Annotated in this window: 18 protein-coding genes and 1 tRNA gene; 12 read left to right on the top strand and 7 right to left on the bottom strand. The window is 62.4% G+C overall.

Annotated elements, in window-relative coordinates; genetic code table 11:
- Window positions 1-7: 7 nt before the first annotated feature.
- Window positions 8-1,237, bottom strand: a complete 1,230-nt coding sequence (locus AB0N65_RS08545) for a multidrug effflux MFS transporter (RefSeq protein ID WP_364160098.1) — start codon at window positions 1,235-1,237, stop codon at window positions 8-10.
- 174 nt (window positions 1,238-1,411) lie between these two features.
- On the opposite strand from AB0N65_RS08545, the gene AB0N65_RS08550 reads away from it, so the two are divergent.
- The 6 genes from AB0N65_RS08550 to AB0N65_RS08575 all read left to right on the top strand — a co-directional run bounded on the left by AB0N65_RS08550 (window position 1,412) and on the right by AB0N65_RS08575 (window position 6,731).
- Window positions 1,412-2,260, top strand: a complete 849-nt coding sequence (locus tag AB0N65_RS08550; protein WP_364160100.1) for a phage holin family protein — start codon at window positions 1,412-1,414, stop codon at window positions 2,258-2,260.
- 47 nt (window positions 2,261-2,307) lie between these two features.
- On the top strand, window positions 2,308-2,931 hold the full coding sequence (locus AB0N65_RS08555) for a CDP-alcohol phosphatidyltransferase family protein (RefSeq protein WP_364160102.1): 624 nt from the start codon (window positions 2,308-2,310) through the stop codon (window positions 2,929-2,931).
- Window positions 2,931-3,836 (top strand): DMT family transporter, encoded by a 906-nt coding sequence (locus AB0N65_RS08560; RefSeq protein WP_364160104.1) that lies wholly within the window; start codon window positions 2,931-2,933, stop codon window positions 3,834-3,836. Before AB0N65_RS08555 ends, AB0N65_RS08560 begins: the two co-directional genes overlap by 1 nt.
- A gap of 108 nt (window positions 3,837-3,944) precedes the next feature.
- Complete coding sequence (locus AB0N65_RS08565; RefSeq protein WP_364160106.1) at window positions 3,945-5,141, top strand: glycosyltransferase; 1,197 nt, start codon at window positions 3,945-3,947, stop codon at window positions 5,139-5,141.
- Window positions 5,142-5,225: 84 nt separating this feature from the next.
- Window positions 5,226-5,299 (top strand) — tRNA-Ile (locus AB0N65_RS08570).
- Window positions 5,300-5,540: 241 nt separating this feature from the next.
- On the top strand, window positions 5,541-6,731 hold the full coding sequence (locus tag AB0N65_RS08575) for an acyl-CoA dehydrogenase family protein (protein ID WP_364160108.1): 1,191 nt from the start codon (window positions 5,541-5,543) through the stop codon (window positions 6,729-6,731).
- Between the two features lie 22 nt (window positions 6,732-6,753).
- Here the strand turns inward: AB0N65_RS08575 and AB0N65_RS08580 are convergent, their stop codons facing one another.
- Entirely contained in the window at window positions 6,754-7,245 is a 492-nt protein-coding gene (locus tag AB0N65_RS08580; protein WP_364160110.1) for a M23 family metallopeptidase, read from the bottom strand.
- 408 nt (window positions 7,246-7,653) lie between these two features.
- On the opposite strand from AB0N65_RS08580, the gene rpsB reads away from it, so the two are divergent.
- The 6 genes from rpsB (at window position 7,654) to AB0N65_RS08610 (ending at window position 12,504) form a co-directional block, all read left to right on the top strand.
- Window positions 7,654-8,487, top strand: a complete 834-nt coding sequence (gene rpsB, locus AB0N65_RS08585; protein ID WP_364160112.1) for a 30S ribosomal protein S2 — start codon at window positions 7,654-7,656, stop codon at window positions 8,485-8,487.
- A gap of 123 nt (window positions 8,488-8,610) precedes the next feature.
- The gene (gene tsf / locus AB0N65_RS08590; RefSeq protein WP_364160114.1) at window positions 8,611-9,447 is read left to right on the top strand and encodes a translation elongation factor Ts; all 837 of its coding nucleotides are present in this window, start codon (window positions 8,611-8,613) and stop codon (window positions 9,445-9,447) included.
- Window positions 9,448-9,567: 120 nt separating this feature from the next.
- The gene (pyrH, locus tag AB0N65_RS08595; protein WP_364160116.1) at window positions 9,568-10,305 is read left to right on the top strand and encodes a UMP kinase; all 738 of its coding nucleotides are present in this window, start codon (window positions 9,568-9,570) and stop codon (window positions 10,303-10,305) included.
- A gap of 101 nt (window positions 10,306-10,406) precedes the next feature.
- Window positions 10,407-10,964 carry a ribosome recycling factor gene (gene frr, locus AB0N65_RS08600; protein WP_364160118.1) on the top strand — a complete coding sequence of 186 codons (558 nt, stop codon included), beginning with the start codon at window positions 10,407-10,409 and terminating at the stop codon, window positions 10,962-10,964.
- Complete coding sequence (locus tag AB0N65_RS08605; protein ID WP_364160120.1) at window positions 10,964-11,899, top strand: phosphatidate cytidylyltransferase; 936 nt, start codon at window positions 10,964-10,966, stop codon at window positions 11,897-11,899. Before frr ends, AB0N65_RS08605 begins: the two co-directional genes overlap by 1 nt.
- Before the next feature lie 20 nt (window positions 11,900-11,919).
- Window positions 11,920-12,504, top strand: a complete 585-nt coding sequence (locus tag AB0N65_RS08610; RefSeq protein ID WP_364160122.1) for a DivIVA domain-containing protein — start codon at window positions 11,920-11,922, stop codon at window positions 12,502-12,504.
- A 9-nt stretch (window positions 12,505-12,513) separates the two neighbouring features.
- Here AB0N65_RS08610 and AB0N65_RS08615 read toward each other — a convergent pair whose 3' ends face one another.
- The 5 genes from AB0N65_RS08615 to AB0N65_RS08635 form a co-directional block, all read right to left on the bottom strand.
- Window positions 12,514-13,203 carry a hypothetical protein gene (locus AB0N65_RS08615; RefSeq protein ID WP_364160124.1) on the bottom strand — a complete coding sequence of 230 codons (690 nt, stop codon included), beginning with the start codon at window positions 13,201-13,203 and terminating at the stop codon, window positions 12,514-12,516.
- Between the two features lie 96 nt (window positions 13,204-13,299).
- Window positions 13,300-14,766: a cation acetate symporter gene (locus AB0N65_RS08620; RefSeq protein ID WP_364160126.1), complete on the bottom strand. Its 1,467-nt coding sequence runs from the start codon at window positions 14,764-14,766 to the stop codon at window positions 13,300-13,302.
- Window positions 14,763-15,122: a hypothetical protein gene (locus tag AB0N65_RS08625; protein ID WP_364160128.1), complete on the bottom strand. Its 360-nt coding sequence runs from the start codon at window positions 15,120-15,122 to the stop codon at window positions 14,763-14,765. The genes AB0N65_RS08620 and AB0N65_RS08625 overlap by 4 nt, the downstream gene beginning before the upstream one ends.
- Entirely contained in the window at window positions 15,119-15,838 is a 720-nt protein-coding gene (locus tag AB0N65_RS08630) for a LytTR family DNA-binding domain-containing protein (RefSeq protein WP_364160130.1), read from the bottom strand. The genes AB0N65_RS08625 and AB0N65_RS08630 overlap by 4 nt, the downstream gene beginning before the upstream one ends.
- Window positions 15,839-15,860: 22 nt before the next feature.
- Window positions 15,861-17,063, bottom strand: coding sequence for a histidine kinase (locus tag AB0N65_RS08635; RefSeq protein ID WP_364160132.1), 1,203 nt, complete (start codon window positions 17,061-17,063; stop codon window positions 15,861-15,863).
- Window positions 17,064-17,094: the final 31 nt, after the last annotated feature.

Raw genomic sequence — 17,094 nt, forward strand, 5'->3', positions numbered from 1 at the left:
GCAGGTCCTAATGAATGGAGGGGACAGACCGCGGCCGCACCACCAACCAAAGGGCTGCGATGGCACCCGTGATGCATACCGCCTGGACGGCACCCATTGGGACCGCCGAACTCACGCCAAGCCAACCGACCACCGGCGGAACAATGCCGGCCATCATGAATTGCGCAGCGCCAAGGAGGGACGCTGCTGTTCCCGCTTGGGCGCCGTGGTTGGCCAGTGAGAGCACCTGTACGCAGGGAAACATGAAGCCCGTAGCGCAGATGTAGAACCAGAGCGGGATCAGGATGCCCCAGAGGCCAACATGAAGGAGGTCAAGGACGATGATGAGTCCCGCCATGCCCACCATGAACACTGTTGCGGCGGCCACGATCCACTGCGGTGCAACCCTCTTGATCAACCGGGAGCTGATCTGTACGCCCGCCACAATTCCCAAGGAGTTCACGCCAAACAACAGGCCGTATTCCTGCGGCGAGAAACCGTACACTTCCTGGAAAAGGAAGGTAGAAGCGGACAGGTACGCGAACAAGCCGCCGAAATTGAGGCTTCCCACGAGCAACATGCCAAGGAAGATACGGTCAGTCAGTACGGTTTTATAGCGCTGCCGCACCGTCACGGTGGACTTTCCGCGCTGTTCCGCCGGGAGGGTCTCCTTGATGAAGAAGATCGACGCCACGATCACCAGCGTTCCGTAGGCAGCCAGGAAGTAGAAGATGCCGGGCCACGGCAGGACCAGGAGGAGCTGCGAACCGATTACCGGGGCCAGGATCGGCGCCAGGCCGTTGACCAACGACATCCTGGAGAACATGCGGACCATCGAGTAGCCGTGGAACAGGTCCCGCACCATCGCCATGGCCACCACACCGCCACCTGCCGCGCCGATTCCCATCAACACCCGGAACAGGGACAACAAGCCGATGTCCGTGGACAGCGCTGCGCCCACCGAGGAACCGATATGCAGCGCTGTCGCAAGGATCAAAGGCATGCGGCGGCCGAACTTGTCGCTGAAGGGACCAACCACCAGCTGGCCGAGGCCGAAGCCGACCGTCGTGCCCGTTAGTGTCAGCTGGATAGCCGCTTCAGACACGCCAAAGCTCTCTTCCAGCGCCGGGAACGCCGGCAGGTAGAGATCGATGGTGAACGGGCCCAAGGCAGTCAATGCGCCCAGGAGAAGGATGTAAACAAGCTTTTCGCGTCGGCTCAGGGAATCGCCCGGAGCAATGGGGTTGGTCACGATCATCCATCCTATTGCCGACACATCATATTTATGGAGCCTGGCGGGGCGCGCCGCGCTGTAACAGGCGGAAGTTGAGCAGGAACCTGAATGATAGTTTTGAGGACAGGCGCCCGCGGTGATCGATTTCCGGCCGCGTTCGTCACTACGCAGCCCAGAGGAAGCAGTTAGGCGGAACCCATGAGTGGACGTCATACCGGCAGGACCAGCAGAGGACCCGCCATCCGTACCTTGCCGAAGACCCTCAAGCTCGTTGCCCGCTTGGCTCCGCGGCAACTTAACGACGAAATCGCATTGGCGAAGGTCGAACTGCAACGCAAGGGCAAGCAGGTCGGAGTTGCCGGTGCCTTCTTCGGCGTAGCACTTGTCTTTATGTCACTCCTGGTCATCGCCTTGGTGGTTGCCGCTATTCTCGGCCTGGCCACCATCATGCCGGGGTGGCTGGCCGCTTTGATCGTCGCGGCAGTTTTCCTGATCATCGTTGCCCTCGGCGCGTTGATCGGCATCGCCAAATTCAAGAAGGCCATGCCACTGGTTCCCGAAGACACCATCCGTGGCCTCAAGCACGACCTTGGAATTGCCAAGGAAGGCTCGGACTTCGACGAGTCCATCCTGGATCCGAACTCGCCCGCGGCCAAGGCCGCCAAAGCTGAAAAGGAAGCCGCCGCGCAGAAGGCCAAGGCGGAAAAGGCCGCCAAGGAAGCTGCCAAGGAAGCGGATGCCGTCAAGGCGCCCACCGAGGCCGAGCTCCGCCTCCGGCTGGACAAGCGGCGCCAACACCTCACCGGGGTGCGTGACGAGCTTGGGGAGCAACTGGACGTTAAGAAGCAGGGACAGGCCCTCTTGGAAGAAGCGAACCTCAAGTTCCGGGAAGGACGCGAATTCGCAGCTGCGAAATTCGCAGACCTCAGCGGATCCGCCCCTGAAGACCTTGCCGGACGCATTGCAGCCCGTTGGAAGGACCTCGTGGCCTTTGCCGCGGCGGCGGCTGTCTTCGTGGTTGCCCTGCGAAAACTGCTGAAGCAGTAGCGGCCTGCAGCACGACAGCAGACACTGACAACGGGAAGGGGGGCAATATGAGGCTGATCGGCGCTGGATCGCGCCCGGGCCGTCCCCAGGTGGATCATGACCTCGTCTTCACCGTTCCCAATATCCTCACCGTCCTCCGCTTCATGGGCGTACCGCTCTTCGTGTGGTTGGTGCTGTGGCAGAAGGAGTACGGCTTCGCCGTCCTGGTACTCGTGATCATGGGTAGTACCGATTGGGTGGACGGTTACATCGCCCGCCGCTTTGACCAGACCTCAAAACTGGGCAGGATCCTGGACCCGATGGCCGACCGTGCCGCGCTCCTGGCCGTCGCCGTCACCTTGGCGATTGCCGGCGTCGTGCAGTGGTGGTACCTGGCCGCGCTGATGGTGCCGGACGCCGTTCTGGCGATCGCCTCGCTGATCTACTTCCGCAGCCACCCGGATCTTCCCGTGAGCATCATCGGGAAGATCCGAACTGCCCTCCTGCTGGTGGGAACGCCCCTGCTGGTGCTCTCCAAACTGCCGATTCCCTTGACGGACGTCTACTTCGTGGCTGCCTGGGTCTTCCTTGGCCTGGGCCTGGTAGGCCACTGGATTGCGGCTTACAACTACTTCTGGGCCATCTTGCGCAAAGGCAAAGAATTGCGGACCGACGACGGCGGACGAGGCTGATGGTCTGGCTGGCGGTTTTCCTTGCGGTACTTGGAGCTTTCTTCCTGGCTATCGGCGCACAGCGGCAGGGGAGCGCGGTCAAAGCCGATACCGGCGGCCTGGCGCTGAGCTCGAATGGTTTCCTGCGGCTGCTCCGCAACCCGCGCTGGATGCTGGGCCTGTTGCTTTTGTGCCTGGGCATGGTCATGAATGCGATCGCCCTGGTTTCCGCCCCGTTGACCGTTGTCCAGCCCATTGGCGCCATCGCCCTGGTCATCACCACGGTGGTCAACGCCAAGGACCAGGGCTTGAGCATCAACCGGGCAACGGTAGTGGCTATTACAGCGTGCGTCACCGGCTCCGCGTTGTTTGTGCTTCTGGCCGTCAATGTCACGCAGGAAAACCATCACGTCAATGCTGAGGACGAGCTGACCATCGTCCTTCTCCTTGCCTTGGCGGTTGGCCTGTTCGGGACCCTCGCGGCTCTGTTCAAGCACCGCATGAGCGCGTTTGTCTACATCCTGGGCGCAGGTGTCCTGTTCGGATTCGTGGCAGTCCTGACACGCATCATCGGAAAGCACCTGCTCGATCCCAACGGTCTGTTCCTGCTGAATGTCCAGTGGTACACGCTCATTGCGATTGCCGCCGCCGGCGGCCTGGGGTCCTGGTTCGTGCAAAGTGCGTACTCCAGCGGTCCGCCGGACCTCGTCATCGCCGGCCTGACGGTGATTGACCCGATTGTTGGCATCGCCATCGGCATCGTGATCCTCGGTGAGCTTCGTCCCGATGTCCACGCCGTAATGGCCATCGCCATGGCCGCAGCGGCTTCGCTTGCTATCGTGGGAGTTATTGCCCTGAGCCGGCACCACCCGGAAGTCACCAAGCGCAAGAAGGATGCGAAGGCGACTGCAAGCCGGAAGGCTTAGGCCAAAGCTGTACCTTGCGCCACCGCTTCGCAGCGGACCGGCCACCCGGCGACACCGCAGCATTGCCCCGCAACGCTGACCGCACCGTGACCATCAGGAGTTCTCCACGTGACCATTCCCGACACCACCAAGCCCCTCACTATCCTGATCGCGGCGGACACCTACCCGCCGCACGTCAACGGCGCTGCGCAGTTCGGCTACCGCCTGGCAAAGGGAATGACGGCACGTGGTCACAACGTGCACGTCCTTGCCTGCCGCCAGGACAAGGGCAAGAGCTTCACGGAGTTCCGGGACGAAGCAACCGTCCACCGGCTACGCTCCCATTCAGTTCCCACGCACGACTATTTCCGCATCTGCTTCCCATGGGAGATCAAGAAGGAAATAAGCCTGCTGTTCGACAAAGTCCAGCCGGACGTCGTCCACATCCAAAGCCACTACATGATCGGCGAGCATGTCCTTTATGAAGCCGTGAAGCGTGGCATCCGGATCGTTGCCACCAACCACTTCATGCCGGAAAACCTGAACCCGTTCCTGCCGTTCCCCCAGTGGTTCAAGAACATCATCGGGAAGATCTCGTGGAAGGACATGGGCAAGGTGATGGGCAAGGCGCACATCGTCACCACCCCCACACCGTTGGCTGCCAAAGCGATGCACCAGCACGCGTTCCTCCGCAAAGTCCTGCCGTTGTCCAACGGCATCGACTCTGCAGCCTACGAACTTCAGCCCGGCGAGGTCATTGAGCCGCACCCCCACCCCACCGTGCTGTTCGCGGGGCGTCTTGCCGAGGAAAAACACGTTGATGTGCTGATCGATGCTGTCGCCAAGACTCCTCGTTCGCTCAACGTGCACCTGGAGGTCGTTGGCGGCGGCGAAGTGCGCGCAGCACTGGAGGCCCAAGTGGCCCGTCTGGGGCTCCAGGACCGCGTGAAGTTCCTGGGACTGGCAAGCGACGAGGAACTCCGAGAGGCCTACATCAAGGCAGATATCTTCTGCATGCCGGGCACGGCGGAGCTTCAGTCCTTGGTGACCCTGGAAGCCATGTCCGCCTCTACGCCCGTCCTGCTGGCCAACGCCATGGCGCTTCCGCACCTGGTCCGCGACGGCGAGAACGGCTACCTGTTCACGCCCAATGACAGCACCGAGCTTGCAGCCAAGATCACCAAGCTGCTGGAGCTTCCGGATGACCAGTTGATGGCCATGGGCAAGGTGAGCCGGGAGATGGTGGAGCCCCACAGCATCAACGGCACACTCCAGACGTTCGAGGACCTCTACCGCGGGGCTTCGTACGAGGACAAGGTCGTGTGACACAAGCACTGCCTCGTAGCCATTAGTATTGCTAGAGTGCTTTGCCCGGTATGGCCGTTTTGCGGCGGCTGGACCAGGCATCACGGGGCTATAGCTCAGCTGGTTAGAGCGCGGGACTCATAATCCTAAGGTCCTCGGTTCAAGTCCGAGTAGCCCTACATTTCACGGGAGCCGTGGTTGACGTATAAGCGTCGACCACGGCTCTTTGCTTACTCCAGACCTTAAAAAATGTGCCAAAGAATCACTCCGTCCGGGCATTGCTCCGGGACAGCGGGATGGGGTATGTTACTGATCAGTAACTTAACTACTCGCCGGTAACATACGGATGCCCTCCCTTGTACTGTGCATCGCCGACGAAAACGTGACGTGGTCGCTGTAGACCACCCTGAAGGAGAGATCATGCCCAAACCCGCCTTCGACGCCTCCAGCCTTCCTTACGCCGATGGCGACTTCTACGCCTTTGAACAGCTGCTGACGGGCAAGGAGCAGGACCGCCTCGCCGAAGTGCGGGAGTTCCTTGCCCGCGAGGTCAAGCCCCTGGCGGTGGATTGCTGGAACCGTGCCGAGTTCCCCATGGAACTTATTCCGAAGCTGAGCGAAGTGGACCTCGTCAGCCCCGTGCGCCGGCAGGGCTACTCCAATTTGTTCGCGGGCATCCTGCACGCCGAAGTGACCAGGGCCGATGCCTCGATTGCAACCTTCATGGGTGTGCATGACGGACTGTTCACCGGCTCCATCGAAGCACTCGCCTCCGAGGAGCAAAAGGAAGCCTGGCTGCCGGACATCTACTCTTTGAAGAAGATCGGTGCGTTCGGACTGACCGAGCCCCTGGGTGGTTCGGACGTCGCAGGTGGTACCCGGACTACGGCCGAGCGGGACGGCGACCACTGGATCCTCAACGGCGCCAAGCGTTGGATCGGAAACGCCACCTTCTCCGACTGGGTCGTGATCTACGCGAAGGATGTCTCCGACAACCAGGTCAAGGCATTCCTCGTGGACACCAAGCTGCCCGGCTACTCCGCCACCAAGATCGAAAACAAGATCTCCCTGCGCACAGTCCAGAATGCCGACATCGTCCTGGACAACGTGGTGGTCCCGGACTTCTGCAAGTTGGCCAACGCCAACGGCTTCCGGGACACGAACAAAGTCCTCAAGGTCACCCGGCTTGCCGTCGCATGGCAGGCTGTCGGCCTTCAGCTGGCAGCCTTCGATGTGGCACGCAGCTACGCTGTCCAGCGTCTGCAGTTCGGCAGGCCGCTCGCTGCCTTCCAGCTGGTCCAGAACCAACTGGTCCAAATCCTCGGCAACGCCGTGGCGTCCATGGGCATGATGGTGCGCCTTGCGCAGCTTGAAGATGCAGGAGTGGCGAAGGATGAGCAGTCGGCGCTCGCCAAGGCGTTCACCACCTCACGGATGCGCGAAAGCGTTGCCCTTGGCCGCAGCATCCTGGGTGGCAACGGCATTGTCACGGACTACGAAATGGCCAAGATCTTCGCAGACGCCGAGGCCATCTACTCCTATGAAGGCACCCACGAAATCAACACCCTGGTCACGGGTCGCGCCATCACGGGCGTCTCGGCCATCGTCTAGGTACTGCACGGGGCCGGTGGGACTACTCCAAGGGAAGCAGGACTGACGGCCGAAGGTCCTGCACGAAGCCCAGGGGATTGATGTAGTCCTCGCCGCGCCGCACGCCCCAGTGCAGGCACGGCGTCCCGCCGCAATGACCAGCGGCCAAGGATCCCACTGCCTGGCCCTTGGTCACGGAATCGCCCGGCTTCAGCTCACTGCTCACAGGCTCAAAGCTGCTCCGCAAACCGTTGCCGTGATCGATGGTGAGGACGGGCCGGTCAACAACGACGCCGGCAAAAGTCACCACACCGCCCGACGGTGCGGTCACCGTGCCGCCGTCGGACGCTGGTCCCAAGTCCACGCCCCTATGCCCGCTCAACCACGGCTTGTCCGGCGGATCGAACGTCCGAAGGACGTTTGGCTTAGGGGAGAGAGGCCAGCTCCAGCGAGCCTCCACCTCAGATGCGCCGGGCGTCCCGGTCATGATTGTGGCGATGATCAACGCGATAATGGAGAGCTTGGAAAAGGCCATGTATCCAGCGTTGTCCAAGCTGTTGGGGGTAGCTATGGCTGGAGTGCCGTATGTGGACAACTGCGGGGGAGTGCGGTCAAACAACGGGGTCTGCTGTAGTACACTTGGTGGAGCAGTTTGCTGTGCCCTCAAGCTTGTTCAGGATCATGTCTCATTCAGATATGTGAGGGGCTCAAGCTGACTACGCGTATCCAGCCCTCCACCAGCGAAGCCTTGTGGCTTCAGGCTGCGGAGGATTGCGCCTCTTGCGGTCCGGCCAAGCCCTATGGTTCCACGCCGGATGAGAAGCGCAAAGGATGCCAGGAGCCAAGCCCATCAGGGCGCAGGCTAAACAACCGTCAACTATTGGCAGGGTAAGAGCAGCCCCACGGGCTCTCTCATGAATGACCTGCCGGAAGGAGCGTCGGCATGCCCGTCGTAACCATGCGCCAGCTGCTTGACAGCGGCGTCCACTTTGGACACCAGACCCGTCGTTGGAACCCGAAGATGAAGCGCTTCATCTTCACGGAGCGCAACGGCATCTACATCATCGACCTCCAGCAGTCGCTGTCTTACATCGACCGCGCCTACGAGTTCGTCAAGGCTACTGTCGCCCACGGCGGCACCGTCCTGTTCGTCGGCACCAAGAAGCAGGCCCAGGAAGCTATCGCTGAGCAGGCTACCCGCGTTGGCCAGCCGTACGTCAACCAGCGTTGGTTGGGCGGTATGCTCACCAACTTCCAGACCGTTGCCAAGCGTATCCAGCGCATGAAGGAACTCGAAGAGATCAACTTCGAGGACGTCGCCGGATCCGGTTACACCAAGAAGGAGCTCCTGCTCCTCAAGCGTGAGCTCACCAAGCTTGAGTCCAACCTCGGTGGTATCCGCAACCTCACCAAGGCTCCGTCTGTTCTGTGGGTTGTCGACACCAAGAAGGAACACCTTGCTGTTGACGAAGCCAAGAAGCTCAACATCCCGGTTGTTGCCATCCTGGACACCAACTGCGATCCCGACGAAGTTGACTTCCCGATCCCGGGTAACGACGACGCCATCCGCTCCGTCAACCTCCTGACCCGCGTTGTTGCCGACGCCGTTGCTGAAGGCCTCATCGCCCGCACCCAGCGCGCCACCGGCACCACCGAGGCTCCGGAGGAGCCGCTGGCTGAGTGGGAGCGCGAGCTCCTCGAAGGCAGCAAGGCTGAAGAAGCTCCGGCAGCCGAAGCAACTGAAGCTGCAACCGGCGAAGCCGAAGAAGCCAAGTAAATCCGGACCTTCCCTGATGCCGGCAATGGCGTCGGGGGCTACTGACAGGATGGCGGCTCACACAAGTGGGCTGCTGTCCTGTCAGTCACGTAAACACAAAACTTTCTAGACAGAGGGGTTCACATGGCGAACTACACTGCTGCTGACATCAAGGCCCTGCGCGAGCGCACCGGCGCCGGCATGATGGACGTCAAGAAGGCTCTCGACGAGGCCAACGGTGACGCCGAGAAGGCCATCGAGATCATCCGTATCAAGGGCCTGAAGGGCGCTACCAAGCGCGAAGGCCGTTCCACCGCAGAAGGCCTGGTTGCTGCCAAGGTCAACGGCGGCGTGGGCGTAATGATCGAGGTCAACTGCGAGACCGACTTCGTTGCCAAGGCTGACAAGTTCATCCAGCTGGCCGACAAGGTCCTCAACGTTGCAGTCGAGTCCGGCGCTGCCGACCTCGACACCCTGCTCGCCACCGAGGTCGACGGCAAGAAGCTTGCCGACGTCGTCATCGAAGAGGGCGCTGTCCTCGGCGAGAAGGTCGTTGTCCGCCGCATTTCCCGCGTTGAGGGCACCACGGTTGACGCTTACCTGCACAAGACCTCCAAGGACCTCCCGGCACAGGTCGGCGTTCTGTTCGCTGTCGACGGTGAAGGCGAAGCCGCTGCCACTGCCGCGCATGACATCGCTGTCCACGTCGCAGCCATGGCTCCGAACTACTTGACCCGCGAAGACGTCCCGGCCGAGCTGGTCGAGTCCGAGCGCCGCATCGCCGAGGAAACCGCCAAGGCTGAAGGCAAGCCCGAAGCTGCACTCGCCAAGATCGTTGAAGGCCGCGTGACGGGCTTCTACAAGGGTGAAGTTCTGGTTGACCAGGCATTCGCCAAGGACTCCAAGAAGACCGTTGCACAGGTCCTCGAAGAAGCCGGCGTCAAGGCAACCGCAGTAACCCGTTTCCGCGTCGGAAACTAGTAAGTCATGAAAAGGGGTGGTCACTTCGGTGGCCGCCCCTTTTTCATGCACGCGTCCGGGCAGTATCTGCGCGGACGCCCAGCACGATAATCTAGCCAGAGTCCACCAACGGGAGGCACCATGGAAACCGTCAACACTGCAATCCAGCCCGAGAAGTCCCGCCGTCGTGTACTTCTGAAGCTCTCCGGCGAGGTCATCGGCGGGGGCAAACTCGGCGTCGATCCGGAAACCGTTCGTGCCATCGCCAAGCAAATCGCTGCCGCCGTGTCCGACGTCGAGGTAGCCATCGTGGTGGGTGGCGGAAACTTCTTCCGTGGAGCAGAACTGTCGCAGAGTGGAATGGACCGGTCCCGTGCCGACTACATGGGCATGCTCGGCACGGTCATGAACTGCCTGGCGCTGCAGGACTTTTTGGAGCAGGCCGGCGTCGAAACCCGCGTACAGAGTGCCATCACCATGGGCCAGGTTGCCGAGGCCTACATTCCGCGCCGCGCGATCCGCCACATGGAAAAGGGCCGCGTTGTCATCTTCGGTGCAGGCGCGGGCCTGCCGTACTTCTCCACTGACACGGTGGCTGCGCAGCGGGCACTGGAAGTCCACGCCGACGTGGTCCTCATGGCCAAGAGCGGCGTTGATGGTGTGTACACGGCAGACCCCAAGAAGGATTCGGCAGCCGAGAAGCTCGACGTCCTGAGCTACGACGACGCCCTGCGCCGGGACATCCGGGTCATGGACCAGACAGCCATGACCATGTGCAAGGACAACAACCTCTCCATGGTGGTGTTCGGCATGGAAGGCGAGGGCAACGTTACCCGTGCCATCCTGGGCGAAACGCTGGGAACCCTGGTTACTCCGTAGCAACGGCTAGGATATTTCTAGGACTGTCCGCCCAGAGTGGCGGATCTTTACTGTGCAGTGCCGCCCGCAGTTGGGCAGCGACTATTTTCTGAGGAGAAACCGTGATCGAAGAGACCTTGCTCGAAGCCGGCGAGAAGATGGACAAGGCGGTTGAGGTAGCCAAGGAGGATTTCGCCTCGATCCGTACGGGCCGGGCCAACCCCGGGCTCTACAACAAGGTGATCGTGGAGTACTACGGCACCCCGACTCCGCTGCAGCAGCTTGCCTCTTTCGCGGTTCCGGACGCGCGGACGATCCTCATCACGCCGTACGACAAGACCGCCTTGCGTGACATCGAGAAAGCACTGAGCGACTCCGAGGTCGGGGCGAACCCTTCCAACGACGGCAACGTCATCCGCGTTACCATTCCGGAGCTCACCCAGGAACGCCGCAAGGAATACGTCAAGATCGTCAAGGGCAAGGGTGAGGACGCCAAGGTTTCCGTACGCACCATCCGCCGCAAGGCAAAGGATGCCATCGACAAACTCGTCAAGGATGGCGAGGCCGGGGAAGACGAGGGCGCCCGCGGTGAGAAGGAACTTGACGCCATCACCAAGCAGCACGTGGACAGCATCGACGAATTGCTGAAGCGCAAGGAAGCCGAGCTGCTCGAGGTCTAATGAACCAGGCAGAGCCGGCGCCCGCTGAACGGGTCCCGACACGCGAAGCGCGCAAGGGCGCCAAACGCCTGCGCGAGAACCCGACGCCGAAGGCCGGTCGAAATCTGCCGGCCGCCATCGGCGTCGGGCTTGCCATGCTGTTCGCCGTCCTGGGGGGACTGCTGTTCCTTCCCTTGGGTTTCGTCCTGCTCACCACATCCTTTGCCGTGATGGGGGTGTGGGAGGTGTTCCGGGCGCTGGAGGCACAAGGCACACGGATGCCGCTCATTCCCGTGATGATCGGCACTCTGGCCATGCCGGTATCTGCTTACTTCGGGGGCCTCGAGGGCCTGCTGTTCACCATGGTGGCAAGCTGCGTCGCGGTGCTGTTGTGGCGTTCCATTGAGAGCGCCGCCGGTGCGCCCCGCAGCGTGTTTGCCGGTGTTTTCACGCTGGCGTGGATTCCCTTCCTGATCAGCTTTGCCGCCTTGCCGCTGCATGCGAGCGGTGGTGCCACGCCAGTGGGCCTGTGGCCGAACGGAATACCGGAAGGAGCATGGCAGATTGTGGCCATGCTGCTTCTGGTCGTCTCGAACGATACGTTCGGTTACATCGTGGGAGCCTCGTTCGGCAAACATCCCATGGCGCCGAAGATCAGCCCCAAGAAGTCCTGGGAGGGCTTCGCGGGATCCGTGGGAGGCGCCATGCTCATCGGCGTTCTCGCATGCGTTCTGTTCCTCGATAAGCCGTGGTGGGTGGGCCTCATTCTTGCAACAGGCATGGTTGCGGCTGCGACGGCAGGAGACCTCGCAGAGTCCATGGTCAAACGCGAATTGGGCGTCAAGGACATGAGCAGCATCCTGCCCGGCCACGGGGGCGTCATGGACCGTCTGGATTCGATCGTCTTCGCGGCCCCTGTAGCCTATGTTCTGTTCGCGCTGCTGAGCGGCGTATGACAACCAATGAAGGAAAAGTAGTGGCTTTGGATATTCGACGCCAGATTCCCGCAACATTCGAACGGGTGGAACGAAGCAAGTACGGCTACAACGCCAAGCAAGTTGACGCATTCCTCGGCCGTGCCAGGACGTCGTTCGAGAACCCGGACGGGCCGGGGGAGCGCGTGGCCAGCACCGATGTCCGCGATGTCGCGTTCGACCCCGTCAAGGGAGGCTACGATGCGCACAGCGTAGATGCGGCCTTGGATCGGCTCGAAGACGCCTTCGCACGCCGCGAGCGGGACGAACTGATCAGCCAGCAGGGCGAGGAGGCCTGGCTTCGCCAGATCGGTAAACTCTCCGGCATTCTCCGCGGACGCCTGCACCGGCCTGACGGCGAGCGGTTCCGTCGCCCGGCCAGGAAGCGCACCCGCAGCTACAATATCCAGGATGTGGATGCGCTCTGCGAGCAGCTCATAGGCTATCTTGAGCACGATCAGCCGTTGAGCGTGGATACCGTACGCCGGGCAGTGTTCCGGGCGGCCAAGGGCGATGAGGGCTACGAAGAAGCCCAGGTGGATGTCTTCCTTGACCGCGTGGTGGAACTCATGGCCGCCATCGACTGAACCGCATTTTCACGCGACAGGTGGCGTCGGTGAAATCGGCGGGTTGGCTTTCCAGACGTCGTCGTACAGGCGCTTCCCGCGCAAAAGGGACACCAGGAAAAAGATCATTGCCACCAGCGCGGCTGTAGTAACCGTCACGACGACGGGCATGCCCACGACGGTCAGGACCGAACCCAGCAGCAGGGCCAGTAGTGCCGCGTTCGCTGTCATGATGAACATCATGCTGCTGCCGGCCACCTGGCTGAAGGAGGTTCGTCCGCCGAGGAAGTAGTACGTCTGGCCGGACCCCGCCTCGTCGTCGTGGTATCCGGCCATCATGTAGCGTGCAATTCCGGGATCGAGCTCTACATAGGCCGCCCGCAGCCGGTTCATGGCCAGGACATACATGAGGTCCTCCATGCCGACGTTTATCACCCTGATTTGGGTCAGGAGTCCCACGGCTACGTCGATGCTCAGGATGGTCAAGGCAAAGGCCCGGAAGGCATCTGAGAACTGCGTGGCATTACCCACCAGGGCCACGCTCAGGAGACTCGCCGATGTGAACGTCAGGAACATGCTTATGCGGGTGAGGACTTCTCCTTGCGTTGTGCTTCTTGATGCGAGCAGGCTCCAGTGCTCAGTGGCGAGCAGCTGCGCCCTGATGCTTGGCGACAGCGCCGGGCTTGGATCGGGTTCGGGGGTACCCGGTTCCTCGGACATGGCGTCATTGTCCACCCTGTGTGCGGCGCGGACAACAGATTCGTGGCTTCCAGGGCGGCCCTGATTCCCTGGGCGACCCTGATGCGCTGACCGACCTTAGCGCTCTGTGACGACGGGTCGCTCGGGAACGTGCAGCCTGGACATCACCCGGTGCACGGAGCCGGGTACCCGGTTCTTCGTGATGGTGGAGACCGCCACTGTCATGGCAAAGGCCGCCGGAACACTCCAGGCGGCTGGTTGGGCCAGCCAGGCGGGCGCGTTGCCCGGACCCATGAGGGTACCTGACACCATGGCGCCGCCACAGAGGAGGGCTCCCGTTATCATGCCTGCGATAGCGCCGGCGTCTGTGAGTCCACGCCACCAGATGCCCAGCAGCAGCACCGGGCAAATGGTGGATGCCGTGAAGGCGAAGACCAGTCCGACACTTCCGGCCAAAGCGAGGGAATCGGTCATGAACGCGAAGCCCAAAGGAACGACGGCGGCCAGCAGCGCCGCGAGGCGGAAGCCGCGGACGCTTCCACCAAAGACGTCCTGGCTGATGACGCCCGAGAGCGAGACGACGAGGCCCGACGTCGTGGACAGGAACGCAGCGAAGGCTCCTGCCACCACCAGCGCGGAAAGGAGGTCTCCGGCGATGCCTCCGACAAATTTGCCGGGCAACAACAGGACCAAAGCATCGGATTGGCCGGCTTGCGCCAGTTCCGGTGCGAACGCACGGCCTAGAGCTCCTGCAATGGTGGGGAAGAGATAGAACACGGAGAGGAGCCCAAGCACTATCAGGGTGGTGCGTCGGGCTGAATGGCCGTCCGGGTTTGTGTAGAACCGCACCAACACGTGCGGCAGCCCAAGGGTGCCGAACAGTAGGGCGACCATGAGGGAGATGTTTTGGTACGCGCTTGCTGCGGGTTGGCCTGTGGGGTTCACGGGGAGCGGCGCCTGGGGAGGAGCTCCGCTACCGGCCAACGCCAAAAGCACGAACACCACGGGGATGGCCAAGGCCGTGAGTTTGAGCCAATATTGGAACGCCTGCACAAAGGTAATGGACCGCATGCCGCCTGCCACCACCGTAAGGCACACCACCAGCACTACCGCCGTCGAACCTACCCACGACGGAAGACCGGTGGTGATGCGGATGGTGAGCGCGGCGCCGTGGAGCTGGGGGACGATGTACAGCCACCCGACGGCAACAACCACCAGGCTGGTCACCCGGCGAGCCATCTTGGAGTCGAGCCGGGCTTCCGTGAAGTCCGGGATGGTGTAGGCCCCGGAGCGGCGCAGGGGAGCGGCCACGAAGAGCAGCAGCATCAGGTAACCGGCGGTATAGCCGATGGGGAACCACAGGGCGTCGGTTCCTGACAACAGGATCAGTCCGGCCACGCCCAGGAAGCTCGCGGCGGAAAGGTACTCCCCGCCAATGGCCGAGGCGTTCCACCACGGCGGGACCGTTCGGGAGGCGACGTAGAAGTCGCTCGTTGTACGGGAGATGCGCAGGCCGTAGAAGCCGATGACCGCCGTCGCAATCGACACCCCGACAAAGGCCACCAGGCCGACAACGGGATTCACTTCTCCTCCACGAGGTCCCGGTACCGTGATTCATTGCGGGCGGCAGCACGGTTATAGAGCCACGCGCTGAGGCCGATCACGGGGTAGATCCCGAGTCCGAGCAGTAGCCAGTCCAAGGGAATGCCCAATATCCGGGTTTCCGCTACTCCGGGACCGTAGACGAGGATCAGCGCAAACGCGGCGAGGATCACCAGGAAGCCGCAGGCGACCACCAAGGCAAGGCGCAGCTGGGAGCGGATAAGGGAACGGACAAACACCTTGCCGACGTCCGAATCTTCGCTCGGCTCACCGGCGGCGAACCGGGACGGGAACGCTTTTGCGGCCTGCCGCGGTGCCGTAACGCGGACGCGCGTCATCCTTGCGGCCGGATGCGCGTGGAGTGCAGTTTGTCCCGGACAGACGGCAGGTGGCGGCGGCTGATCGGCAATTCCGCCCCGGCCACTGTGACGCTGGGTCCCGTTGCCGAGAGCTTGAGATGGCCCACGTGGTTGAGGGCGATGAGGTAGCTGCGGTGGATTCGGATGAAACCGGCGTCGGCCCACTTCTGTTCGAGGTCGCTCAGCGGGACGCGGATGAGGTAGCTGGCCTCGGCCGTGTGGAGCCTGGCGTAGTCGCCTTGCGCTTGCACATAGCTCACATCGTCGCGGCGGATCATGCGGGTGGTGCTGCCCAGGTCCACCGTGATCATCTCCGGCGCAGGCGTGCCTTCTTTGATGAGTTCGCTGATCCGGTCCACGGAACGCGACAGTCGTTCGGCCCTGAGGGGCTTCAGGAGGTAGTCGATGGCAGCAAGGTCGAAAGCTTCCAGCGCGCAGTCTTCGTCCGCGGTGACGAACACGACGGCGGGCGGGTTGCTGCTGCGGGAAATGGCCCGGGCGATGTCCAGGCCGGAAAGCGCCGGCATGTGGATGTCCAGAAATACGGCGTCAACGGATTCCGTTTCAAGCGTTCTCAGTGCCTCGGCTCCTGAGGATGCGCGGTGGATGGCGCCGATGCGGTCATCCCGGCCGAGCAGAAAGGCGAGTTCCTCCACGGCGGGCAGTTCGTCGTCAGCGACGAGCACGTTGATCATCCTTATAGATTAGTCCTGCGCATCAGGCGTCGTGTCCGGGCTGGGATTTGGGGACGCGCATGGTGATCAGGGTGCCTTCGCCGGGGGCTGTTTCAATGACCAGCCCATGGTCATCACCGTAGACCTGGCGCAGTCGGGCATCCACGTTGCGCAGGCCAACGTGCTCACCGTCGGTGTGACCGGCGAGGACAGAGCGCAGGTGCTCAGGATCCATTCCAACGCCGTCATCCTCGATGGTGACTTCGGCAAAGGCTCCTGAATCGTTGGCGCAAATGGTGATGTGCCCTGGGCCTTCCTTCGCTTCGAGGCCGTGCCGGACGGCATTCTCCACGAGGGGCTGGAGGCTGAGGAAGGGGATGACGGTGCTCAGGACTTCGGGGGCAATCCGAAGGCTCACCTGCACGCGCTCGCCGAAGCGTGCCCGTTCCAGCAGGAGGTAGCGGTCGATGCAGCGCAGTTCCTCGGCCACGGTGGTGAAATCTCCGTGCCGTCTGAACGAATACCTCGTGAAGTCGGCGAACTCCACCACGAGTTCCCTGGCCCGGGCAGGATCAGTGTTGATGAAGGATGCGATGGCGTTCAGCGAGTTGTAGATGAAGTGGGGGCTGATTTGCGCCCGCAGCGCCCTGACCTCGGCCTCCATCAGGAGCGTGCGCGAGGCCTCCAGTTCTGCCAGTTCAAGCTGGGCGGCAATCCAGTCAGCTACCTCACTGGTGGCCCGTACCAAGCCCGCACCAGCGGCGGGTGCCAGGGCTGCCACGGAACCGACAACCCTGGACCCTGCCCGGATCGGGGCGATGACGGCACTGAAGTCATGGCTACCGTGGACGGGCTTGGTTGCCCCGGGGTGTGCCGCGTGGGGAACTACGGCTGTGCGACCGGTGGCCAGCACTTCAGCGGCGAGCCGCATCAGGGAAGGACGCAGCTCTTCTCCTGCGCCGTCCCACGCCACGACGGAATCGGTGTCGGTGATGGCCAATGCATCACAGCCGAGGAGGGTCCGCAGTTGCTTACTGGCTTTGGCGGCGCCGGCGGCCTCCAGCCCGCCCCGCAGATATTGTCCAGCCCGCGATGCCGCGTGGAGGGTGTTGTACGTAGCCCGCTCGGCGTCAGTGCCAAGGTCCCGGAAGGACCGGATCACCTTCAATCCGACACCCACGACGACGGCGACGGCCAGCACGATCACGGCGATCGCGGCGGCGGTGAACAGCGGGGAGTCGGGCATAGAGCCAGCGTAGCGAACAGGTTGCTGCCCG

It is taken from the genome of Paenarthrobacter sp. NPDC089322, from assembly GCF_040684895.1.
In the GTDB taxonomy this organism is placed as follows: Bacteria; Actinomycetota; Actinomycetes; order Actinomycetales; family Micrococcaceae; genus Arthrobacter.

Bases quoted from the DNA above. Each gene is read 5' to 3' on its own strand.
- pyrH (WP_364160116.1), top strand. From the start codon at position 9,568: ATGGAAACCGTCAACACTGCAATCCAGCCCGAGAAGTCCCGCCGTCGT.
- AB0N65_RS08615 (WP_364160124.1), bottom strand. From the start codon at position 13,203: ATGTCCGAGGAACCGGGTACCCCCGAACCCGATCCAAGCCCGGCGCTG.
- AB0N65_RS08555 (WP_364160102.1), top strand. From the start codon at position 2,308: ATGAGGCTGATCGGCGCTGGATCGCGCCCGGGCCGTCCCCAGGTGGAT.
- rpsB (WP_364160112.1), top strand. From the start codon at position 7,654: ATGCCCGTCGTAACCATGCGCCAGCTGCTTGACAGCGGCGTCCACTTT.
- AB0N65_RS08560 (WP_364160104.1), top strand. From the start codon at position 2,931: ATGGTCTGGCTGGCGGTTTTCCTTGCGGTACTTGGAGCTTTCTTCCTG.
- AB0N65_RS08635 (WP_364160132.1), bottom strand. From the start codon at position 17,063: ATGCCCGACTCCCCGCTGTTCACCGCCGCCGCGATCGCCGTGATCGTG.
- AB0N65_RS08550 (WP_364160100.1), top strand. From the start codon at position 1,412: ATGAGTGGACGTCATACCGGCAGGACCAGCAGAGGACCCGCCATCCGT.
- AB0N65_RS08575 (WP_364160108.1), top strand. From the start codon at position 5,541: ATGCCCAAACCCGCCTTCGACGCCTCCAGCCTTCCTTACGCCGATGGC.
- AB0N65_RS08580 (WP_364160110.1), bottom strand. From the start codon at position 7,245: ATGGCCTTTTCCAAGCTCTCCATTATCGCGTTGATCATCGCCACAATC.
- AB0N65_RS08545 (WP_364160098.1), bottom strand. From the start codon at position 1,237: ATGATCGTGACCAACCCCATTGCTCCGGGCGATTCCCTGAGCCGACGC.
- tsf (WP_364160114.1), top strand. From the start codon at position 8,611: ATGGCGAACTACACTGCTGCTGACATCAAGGCCCTGCGCGAGCGCACC.
- AB0N65_RS08605 (WP_364160120.1), top strand. From the start codon at position 10,964: ATGAACCAGGCAGAGCCGGCGCCCGCTGAACGGGTCCCGACACGCGAA.
- AB0N65_RS08630 (WP_364160130.1), bottom strand. From the start codon at position 15,838: ATGATCAACGTGCTCGTCGCTGACGACGAACTGCCCGCCGTGGAGGAA.
- AB0N65_RS08625 (WP_364160128.1), bottom strand. From the start codon at position 15,122: ATGACGCGCGTCCGCGTTACGGCACCGCGGCAGGCCGCAAAAGCGTTC.